The organism is Paenibacillus sp. oral taxon 786 str. D14, from assembly GCF_000159955.1.
Lineage (GTDB): Bacteria > Bacillota > Bacilli > Paenibacillales > Paenibacillaceae > Fontibacillus > Fontibacillus phoenicis.
This window is the reverse complement of sequence record NZ_GG695970.1, coordinates 523,569-533,409: the sequence shown is the minus strand read 5'-3', so window position 1 is coordinate 533,409 and position 9,841 is coordinate 523,569. Positions and strand designations below refer to the sequence as shown.

At 53.6% G+C, this 9,841-nt stretch carries 6 protein-coding genes and 1 pseudogene; 1 reads left to right on the top strand and 6 read right to left on the bottom strand.

Annotated features, from left to right (window positions below; all coding sequences use genetic code 11):
* From POTG_RS02510 to POTG_RS02495, 4 genes are all read right to left on the bottom strand, one after another.
* On the bottom strand, positions 1 to 934 hold a 934-nt coding region (locus POTG_RS02510; protein ID WP_009223220.1), incomplete at its 3' end, for an ABC transporter substrate-binding protein.
* A gap of 107 nt (positions 935 to 1,041) precedes the next feature.
* A complete protein-coding gene (locus POTG_RS02505) occupies positions 1,042 to 2,685 on the bottom strand; it encodes a helix-turn-helix domain-containing protein (RefSeq protein WP_009223219.1) in 1,644 nt (547 codons plus the stop codon).
* 54 nt (positions 2,686 to 2,739) lie between these two features.
* A complete protein-coding gene (locus POTG_RS02500) occupies positions 2,740 to 3,735 on the bottom strand; it encodes a glycerophosphodiester phosphodiesterase family protein (protein WP_009223218.1) in 996 nt (331 codons plus the stop codon).
* A gap of 32 nt (positions 3,736 to 3,767) precedes the next feature.
* The gene (locus tag POTG_RS02495; protein WP_009223217.1) at positions 3,768 to 4,454 is read right to left on the bottom strand and encodes an FHA domain-containing protein; all 687 of its coding nucleotides are present in this window, start codon (positions 4,452 to 4,454) and stop codon (positions 3,768 to 3,770) included.
* 201 nt (positions 4,455 to 4,655) lie between these two features.
* Between POTG_RS02495 and POTG_RS02490 the strand changes: the two genes are divergently transcribed.
* A complete protein-coding gene (locus POTG_RS02490; protein ID WP_009223216.1) occupies positions 4,656 to 7,991 on the top strand; it encodes a DEAD/DEAH box helicase in 3,336 nt (1,111 codons plus the stop codon).
* A 65-nt stretch (positions 7,992 to 8,056) separates the two neighbouring features.
* Here POTG_RS02490 and POTG_RS24575 read toward each other — a convergent pair whose 3' ends face one another.
* Both POTG_RS24575 and POTG_RS02485 read right to left on the bottom strand, forming a co-directional pair.
* Entirely contained in the window at positions 8,057 to 8,443 is a 387-nt protein-coding gene (locus POTG_RS24575) for a discoidin domain-containing protein (protein ID WP_397376579.1), read from the bottom strand.
* Positions 8,444 to 8,479: 36 nt separating this feature from the next.
* A pseudogene (locus POTG_RS02485) lies at positions 8,480 to 9,727 on the bottom strand (glycosyl hydrolase family 8); the annotation flags it as partial.
* Positions 9,728 to 9,841: the final 114 nt, after the last annotated feature.

Sequence of the window (9,841 nt, the reverse complement as noted above, 5' to 3'; positions counted from 1 at the left end):
CGTATACCTTATCGTTTTTCACCGCGGCAACGTTTTTAACGATCGGGTTGTTCAGGAACTCATCCAATGCGGTTGCCGTTTCCTTGTTCTCGTCTGCAGCAAATTGAATAAACAATTGGTCCGGATTGATCGTCGCCAGCTGTTCGATCGTGATTTCCTCCTGGGCTTTCGCCGCACTCACCTCGGCTGGTACTTTCAGACCTAGATCTCCGTAGAGGATCGGATTGAAAAATACGCTTTCCGGATAAATGAACAGCTTCCCTGTCCGGATACGAATTGCCATCACGGTTTGATCGACAAGTTTTTCTGTTAGCGTGGCTTTTGCCCCTTCGAGATCGCTCTTATATTGCTGGATCGCTTGTTCGGCAGCTTCCTGTTTCCCCGTCACTTCTGCCAGCAGACGCAAATTATCTTCCCAATCCACAGCCTGATGGGAGACTAAGATCGTCGGAGCGATTTTGACCAGCTGCTCCTGAACATCCTCCGGGAATTTCGTCGAACCGAGAATCAGATCCGGCTTCAGCTGCAAAATCGTTTCAAAGTTCGGCTGCGTTTTCTCCCCGATGGACTCCGCCCCGTCTGTAATCGCAGCAAACCGTTCCGGGAACGCGCCGCTGTAGGTGATCGCACCAACCGGATGTACATCCAGCACCAATGCGTCCTCCATCGCTTCCATCGCGCCGGTGATCACGATCCGCTCAACGTTCGCAGGAACCTCATAACTCTTGCCCAAATATTGAATCGTCCGCGTTCCTTGTGCAGCTTGGTCCGTCCCGCCGGCATTGGATCCGGCGGCAGCGTTCGCTTCCGTCGCGGTCGTTGGATTGGCTTCACTCGTACCGTTGGCCGAGCTCCCTTCTTTTTCTCCACCACAAGCCGTTAAGGCCAATGTCAGCAAAAGGACGGCGCCTGTTGCCCAAATCCGTTTTTTCATTTCTCTTTACCCCTTTCGTCTATTCGACAAATCTATGTTGATAATGATTATCATTATCGAGTATAAAAAAGAGGCCTAAAATAGGCCATGGACAAAATTCCGAACAATTATGGATTTTCTTCCGGAAACAGCTCGGTGAACTGATCCAGCATCCGAAGATGCGCGTGGGCGGAATACTCAAGCCAAGGATCAGACGACAACAGCTTGACCCGCCGCCGTTGAACGGCCCGGATCGCTTGCCAGCTCGGATTCACTTGCAGCCTCCCCCACGCCTCAAGCGTTTCACTGTCCTGCCGAATCATCATCAGGAGATAACCGGGATCGATGCGGCCCAGCTCCTCCAGAGTGATCGGACAGTTGTAACAAGGCGTGTCGCACACATAACCGGGGGCCAGTCCCAGGTCATCAAACAGAAGGCCGGCCATGCCGCGATTACAGTGGAGAAATAACCGATCCTCTTTCATACGAACAATGACCAGCGTTTCTTGGCGCAGTGATTGAGGCAGCCGCTCCTTGACCTGCTCCAGCCGAAATTCGTACGCTCTGAGCCATTGATTGGCTTGCCAGGACTCATTTATCTCCTCCGCCACCTGCATCAATAGCTCGCGCCATTCCGTCTGCGAAGCGGCTAGGATCTGAACCGGGGCCATTTGTTCTAACGCCCGCTGCTCCTCCTCCGAGATCGAGTCCACTGCCAGGATCAAATCGATCGGAGCCTGCCGCAGCCGTTCTAGGTTCTCGCGCCAATCTTCGTTGTAGCGGTATGCGCTGATGTGCAGCGGTATGTCGCTGCGGAATTCACGGTAATAATACTCTGTCCATTTAGGATGCATCGCTGCGGCATACGGCATGAATCCCAGCGGAGTAAGAAAACCAAGTACCGAGGGACTGTAAGCCGCCAGCTTGCGGCGTCGGCTCCTCATATAAACGGACGGCGATACGCCGATCTCCTGCTTAAACTTGCGGCTGAAGTAGAACTCGTCCGCATACCCGGTTTGATGGGCAATCTCGCGCAGCTTTGCAGAAGCGGTGGCCATCAGCTGTTTGGCTCGCTGCATTCTTTTCTCGGTGACATATTCGATGGGGCTCTTCCCGTATTTCTTCTTGTACATTTCGGCAAAATACTTCGGGCTCAACTCCGCCACCCGGGCCAGCTGCTCAATCGTAACCGGCTCGTTGTAGTGCTGATCGATGTACCGCTTCGCCGCCTCCAACGCTTCGCCTGCATGATAAGGCTTGGTGCGACTGTTCCGGTACAAATAATAAAGCATCTCCTGCAGGTCAATCTGACTGCGGAAATGCCCCATGGGCTCCCCGTGCTGCCAGGCACGGCAAGCGCTCTCGGCCATAACGGCCAATTTGCCGGGCGTATGGACCCGTAATTTTCCATGATACGGCAGCAAGGCATCCAGCTGGCCATCTTCTTTGCCTCCAGCTTCTTCACCTACAGAATTCGAGTCGGCATAGGCGTCGAAATAGAACGCGATTAACTCGCCATCCTCGCTTAGATCGACGGTGCCAAAGGTTTGGCCGGGCACGCAAACGTACGCGCTGCCGTTCTCCAGCTCGACTGTCTCTTGATCGACCATCAACCGGCCATCCCCGCAGGCCGCCACGATTAACGCGAAGGACAATGCCAGCTGCTGGCGCATGGTCTTGTCTCCTGTTCCCGATACCGCCTCAACGGAACGAAGCCGGATCCATACTTGATCCAGCTTCCGCAGCTTCATTTCTTGGGGATCTAGATTCATTATCCTTCATCTTCCTTTATCAATATCCTGCTATCAGTATATTGATAATCGTTCTCAATCGTCAATCCCAGTTTGTACCGCCTTGGCGGTTCGGTCGATTCGGTTCGTCCAGATCCAGCCGCTGTATCCTGCCGGCAGGCGCTTCACGTCTTCTAATGTATCGAAGCCGCTGGAGAAGTCGCTGCCGTCCCCGCCAACGATAACGACGCGGGTATTCGCTCGTTCCATACGACTCAGGAATTTATCCGGCCAGCCCCACAGCCAAGGCGCGATTTTCTCAGGGATGTGCAGCTCGGTGTTCCGGCAAACATCGGGGATGTATCCTGTCCAGCCGGAAGCTTCATACGAGAGCAGACATTGCTTTAACGTTGCCTTGGACATGACCCGCATATCCGGCAGCAGTTCCTTTAAGACCGCTATGGGCTGATCGCCGCCATAAACGGTTAACAAGTCCCGCTCCTCCTTCTTTAACGTAGAAAGGTAGGCCGCGAGCTGCTTCCCTTCCTCGGGGTCGTCACTTTTGATGTGCAATAGCAGCGCCTTGCCGGGAAAATGCTCCACCACCTCAGGCAACGACGGCATCAGCCCAACCCCTTTGCCGCGAAACGGATACGTTTTGCCTTGATCGGCGGTATATCCGTATCCGATATCCAACATTTTAAGCTCCGCCATCGTATAATCTTTCGTTGTGCCCTCCGCATTGGTACGGCAATCCAACGTCCAATCATGGAACACGGCAAACTGCCCGTCCTTGGTTGGCTTCAGATCCAGTTCCACCATATCCGCGCCCGCTGCAAACGCCGCTTCCATGGATGGCAAGGTGTTCTCCAGAAACTCGTGCTCCGGTTCATAGATCCGTTCGGCCGTGCACGTGTCGTTCTCGATCCCCTCCATCGGGAACGTTTGCGCTAGCCCGCGGTGCGCCAGCAGCTTAGGTTCCCCGCCATGAGCTGCGGTCAAATGCGGCGTATTGTTCAAGTAAATAAAGGCAATAAGGACAAGCAATATCCAAAACGTTCTGCTTCTAAAAATCTTCCTGATCTTGCGCAAGCCGGTCCCCCCGATCCTTCCCCATCCTGTTCCTATTCTTTCTCTAAAATATATCCGCTTCCCCGGATCGCATTGATCTGGAATGTGTCGCGTCCATACTTTTTGCGAATCCGATAAATTAACGTCGTTAATTCATCGATCGTCACATCCGGTAGCCCGTCGGGGCCGGGATTGCGGTCGTACCACACCGTCTGCTTAATCTCACGGATCGTCACCAGACGGTTCGCGTGCTCATGGAGCAGCTGCAGCAGCAAATATTCCTTTTCCGACATCGAAATTTTGACGCCGTTCACAATGCATTCCCGTTTCTCCCAATGAATCGTAACCGGTCCTTCAGTCTCCTCTGGGTGCGTCGAGTCATTTACGGGCTCAAACTCCAGCGTTTGTTCTCCGGGCGAATAAGAGAAATGCAGTACGCTGGTGCCCCGCGCCAGCTTCAGGATATCGTTCGTTTCAAGTACATAAGGGGCATGCGGGATCATCCGCACCCCGTTCAGTTCCGTGCCATGACGGCTCCCCAGATCGTAGGCGACCGCACGGTCCCCTTCTTTCCGAATCATTAAATGCTTGCGGGATATAAAGATGTTCGTAAAGGCCATATCCGGAAAACTCTCGGAAGACGTCCGCCCGATTTCCGTCGTCTCTTGATCCAGGTAGATGCAAGTTCCAGGACGAAACGGGTCCCCGCGAAGAATATAAATACAGGCAAAGGTATCCATACCTAAGCTCCCTCCATTTTCTATACCATCATCATCTTATCTTAAGGGACGTCCCAAGAATATAGCAACCGCAGTGATATTATCCTCACAGCAGGCTGATATCAACGCTCGTTTTTCAATGGTCGATTTTCTGTTATCATAGGGGGAGAACAAAAGGCGAACACCTGACGAACGGAATTTATACGAGAAAGGAATCCATGCATGAGTTTTCAGTTAACGGAGCGCGTCATTAAATTGTTATGCGGCCGAATCGCTTACGAGCGTGGAGAAGCGTATTACCGGACCGGGAAAGTGGCTTTTCTCCGGATGGACCACGGCTCCCGTGTCTATGAAGCCGCAGTGTCCGGGACCGGCCACTATCATGTGTCGCTGCAGATCGATGAACACGGCGACGTGCATGCGGAATGCAACTGTCCTGCCTTCTACTCCTATAACAACTATTGCAAGCATATCGCCGCCGTCTTGCTGGGTGTTCATGATATGCTGCAGGGCGGTAAGGCGCCGGTTCGTCCGTTTCCGTCTCTGTTGCGGCAGCAGGATGACATTCTAAATTCGGTGGACGACGATCGCAATGGATCCTATAGCCTGGTCCAGCGTAGACAATCACAATCTGGAGACATCCCTTCCCGCGATATCTGGATCGCACGCGATATGATGCGCTTGTTTGAAGAGAACACCCCGCCGCCGCTGCGAACCGGACTGAGGTTCGATCAACGGATGCCGCTGGAGGTGGAATTTACGCTCCATCCGGTGCTGTACGGCTATCGCAAGTACCTGTTCGGACTGGAGCTGAAGATTGGCGAGAAGCGCCTGTATATCGTCAAGAACATTCGGGATTTTCTCGATAAAATCTCACGCGGCGAGCCGTACAGCTTCACCAAACATTTCAGCTATGACCCGGAACGTTACTCCTTTCGGTCGGAGGATGAAGCGATCTTACAGAAGCTGGCGGAGATCCGGCGCAATGAGCAGATGTTTCACGAGAGCCTGGGAGGATACTCATTGAAATCAAACGGAATTTCCGATCGGCTGTTGCCGGTGCCGCCCGTCTTTTGGGATGGGCTGCTGCCGCTGCTCTCCCAAGCGCCGCTCGTGCAACTGGAGCAGGATAGCCGCATTTGGCCAGGGCTTGAAGTGACGGACGGGCCGCTGCCGTTAAGCTTCAATCTCGGTCAAGCCGGGGACGAGAGCTATCAGTTTTCCGCCCAGGGCCTGGATGACGTTCTTGTGATGGACGCCTATGGCATCATTTTGTCGGAAGGTAAGCTGATCCGTCTCTCCCCCGCGCAAACTCGCCGGCTCGCTGAATTAAAACATATGATGATCACCGCGCGGAAGCAGCATATCCTGATCTCTCCTGAACAGATCGAGCCCTTCGTTGAGCGGGTACTGCCCGGGTTGACGAAGTTCGGAACCATCCATGTCGAGGAGAAGGTCGCTAGCCGCATGGTACGGACCCAACTGAAAGCCCGGCTGTACCTCGATCGGGTCAAGGACCGGCTTCTGGCGGGCTTGGAATTCCAATACGGAGATATCATATTTAACCCCTTGGATGAACATGGACCCAAGCGGGGAACTGATTTGATATTGCTGCGCGATACCGAGAAGGAGCGGCAGATTTTGAATCTGATGGAATCCGGCTACATGATCCGGACAGAAAGCGCTTATTTCCTCGATGACGAAGAGGCAGAATACGAATTCCTGTATCATGTCGTCCCAGAGCTTGAGAAGCTCGTGGACATCTATGCCACCTCAGCGGTCAAAACCCGGCTGATCACCGACCTTAGGCCGCCGAAAATTTCCGTGGAGCTGGACGAGCGTACAGATTGGCTGGAGTTTCGCTTCAGCATGAACGGGATCGGCGAATCGGAAATCCGCGGCTTGCTTCAAGCGTTGGAGGAGAAACGCAAGTACTTCCGGCTGCCAAACGGAGCGTTGATGCCGCTCGAAAGCGAGGAGTTCCAGGAAATCGTCAACTTCCTGAACGAATTTGGCTTGCGCCAAAGCGATATCCGTGGACCGGAATTCCGTTTGCCGGTCATTCGCGGATTGCATATCCAGGAAGACCGTGGACAAGGTCCGGTGAAGCTGGGCAAGGCGTACCGCGAGCTGCTGCATAACCTGCAGCATCCCGGCAATCTGGACTTTCCGGTACCGCCGCAGCTATCCGACGTGCTTCGCGACTACCAGGTTTACGGTTATCAGTGGCTCAAGACGCTGGCCTACTATCGCTTCGGCGGCATTCTTGCCGATGATATGGGGCTTGGAAAGACGCTGCAAAGCATCGCTTTTCTCATATCGGTGCTGCCGGAGATTGCCGAGTCTGGACAGCCTGCGCTGATCGTCTGCCCCGCTTCCCTGGTGTACAACTGGCGTAACGAACTGACGAAATTCGCACCTAATCTCAAAGCCGTCATTGCGGATGGAAGTAAAGCCGAACGGGTACGGACGCTGCGCGAGGCGTCGCAAGCGGACGTGGTCATCACCTCCTATCCACTGCTGCGCCGCGATATTGAGCAGTTCGCTGAACTGTCGTTCCATACACTCATTTTGGACGAGGCTCAAAGCTTCAAAAATCACGCCAGCCAAACGGCCCAAGCCGTGAAAATCCTGCAAGCCAAGTACCGTTTCGCCTTAACTGGCACCCCGGTGGAGAACTCGCTGGAAGAGTTATGGTCGATCTTCAGCGCCGTATTCCCGGAGTTATTCCCTAGCCGCCAGGCGTTTAACGATCTATCCCGGGAGACGGTGGCCAAACGCATCCGCCCTTTCGTCCTGCGCCGGCTGAAAACCGACGTGTTGAAGGAGCTTCCGGAAAAAATCGAGTCCCTGCAACCCTCGGAGCTGCTTCCGGAACAGAAGAAGCTGTACCTTGCCTACCTGGCCAAGCTGCAGCAGGAAACGCTCAAGCATTTGGATGCGGATACCTTCGGGCAGAACCGCATCCGCATACTGGCCGGGTTAACCCGGCTGCGCCAGCTTTGCTGCCATCCGGCCTTGTTCGTTGACGGCTATGACGGCGGTTCGGCCAAATTTGACCAGCTGATGGAAATGATCGAGGAATGCCAAAGTGCCGGCAAACGCGTGCTGATCTTCTCCCAATTTACGGAGATGCTCGGATTGATTGGCCGGGAGCTGGGCTACCGGGGGCTGCCTTTCTTTTATCTCGACGGGAAAACGCCGGCCGCCGAACGGGTAGAGCTGTGCTCCCGCTTTAACGACGGGGAACGCGATTTGTTCCTCATCTCGCTGAAGGCCGGAGGCACTGGCCTGAACCTAACGGGGGCAGATACTGTCATTCTCTATGATTTATGGTGGAATCCCGCGGTCGAGCAGCAGGCGGCGGACCGGGCTTATCGAATCGGGCAGAAGAATATCGTTCATGTCATTCGCATGGTTGCACAAGGCACTGTGGAAGACAAAATGTACGAGCTGCAGCAGAAGAAAAAACATCTCGTCGAAGAGGTGCTTAAGCCCGGACAAGAAGCCATATCTGCGCTTACCGAGCAAGAAATTCGCGAAATCTTGATGATCTAACCTGCAACTAAAAAAGGGATCGGAGGCGCCGAATCACTTCGGCATTTCCGGTCCCCTTCTTCATCTCATTGACCCGTGACTTCAAACTCGTAAAGTGAATACCCGTAAGGCGTCCCCCGCTCGATACCATACATGCGGACATATCTCGCTGGCTGCGGTGAGAGCGGGATTTCGTCGAGTCCACCATCGCCGCTTGAGTTCGAATACACCTCTTGCCAATGCTCTGGCGACCCGTTGTCCGTGGAGATCTCGATCTTGTAGCGCTTGGCGTATGCGGCCTCCCACCGCAGCTTGACGCCGGTGATTTGATGTACGGAACCCAGATCAACGTAAATCCATTCCGGGTCGGTACCTTCGCGGCTGGCCCATCGCGTCATCTGGTTGCCATCCACAGCTTTGTCCGGTTCAAACCCAACGCCTTCAATCGTGCTGGATACCGCTGTTTTATTCAGAGCTAGATTAGGCGCTTCCGGTACGGTTGCACCGCCGGGCTTCCACCAATTCCCCGATAGGAACAGCAAGTTCAGCAAATTGTAGCTGTCGCTGAAGTAGTCCTCTTTCTTATTCTTCATCCAGTCCCAGCCCGCATTCACCCATGCTTGATTACTGGAATTTGCTGTCCCCGCCGAGATGAATGGGGCGACAAATACCGCGGTGGCATAATTTCCGATCGCCGTACCGTCCAGCTTGTAGCCGTTTTTGATATTCGCGGGTGAACCGCCGGTTTTGTTCTTCATCCAGTTCACCATTTGATCGGCCAGCGCTTTCGCTCTTGTATCGCCGTATAACGCATAATCCATCACAATACGCAGCGGCACGCGGCTTGCATTATAGTAATATTGATTTGTCTCTTTGAACTCTTCCAGATACCACTCTGGCGCAGGTCTTGGCGGGTTGCCCACCACGAAGTCGGAGATCAGTCCGGTATTTGGTGAATACATTGTGGTAAACTGTTGATACACATCGTACAGATTATCAATGACATGAATCCAAGTCTCATCCCCCGTGACCTCGCAAAAAGCGCGCAAATGGCTGAGCATCCAGTCCGAAGGGCGTGTATTCAGCGCATCTTTACCGTCCCAATCGCCCAGATTGAGCCGATAGCCAGTCGTAACGTAGCTGGCTTTGATGCCGTCGGTAATCATTTTTTTCGCTTCCTGCAGGTAATTGATTTCCCCGCCCGAACCCCACTGGTTATGAGCTAAAATCAACGAATATGCGATATCCAAATCACCGTCGGTTGCCGAGCCAAAGTGCCCCTGAGCTGCTTTGCTGTCCGCCACAACCCAGCCCATCAAATTCGGGTTGCCGCTGCTCTTATACGCGCGTGCCGTTTTGAACAACCCGTCATAGATCGTCTTGGCGTTCGGATCATATCCGGCCATCAGCACCGTGATGATCATGCCGTAGCCTTGGCCTTCGGAAGAACCCAGCGCGGTAAATCCGTCGGGATCCCCCGTGATATTTCCCTTCACATAATAACCGCCCGGCAACGAGGTCAAATTATTCCTAAGGTAGGTCGCTTTCCAATAATCGTAATATGCCGCTACGGCCTGATTCATCGCCGCTTGGGTGACATGGCTTGGCTTGATTACTCCCGGATAGCTGACCTGCTGCGGGAACGGTTTCAGTTCGCCAGCGGCAGCAACGGGAGCGGCCGGTGCGATGGCCCCAAACGAGGTGGCTATGAATAAACACAGCAAAACTAGACAAACCTTATGAAGCTTCATCATCATTCCTCCTCAAAGCGAAAGTAGAAAACCTGTCTTTCGTTAAGCGATCTCGGAATTGCACCTAATGAAACGCAAGGATGTCCTAATTCCTATTTTATTCCAGCTCTCTCTAAATAT

Bases quoted from the DNA above. Each gene is read 5' to 3' on its own strand.
- POTG_RS02495 (WP_009223217.1), bottom strand. From the start codon at position 4,454: ATGGATACCTTTGCCTGTATTTATATTCTTCGCGGGGACCCGTTTCGT.
- POTG_RS02505 (WP_009223219.1), bottom strand. From the start codon at position 2,685: ATGAATCTAGATCCCCAAGAAATGAAGCTGCGGAAGCTGGATCAAGTA.
- POTG_RS02490 (WP_009223216.1), top strand. From the start codon at position 4,656: ATGAGTTTTCAGTTAACGGAGCGCGTCATTAAATTGTTATGCGGCCGA.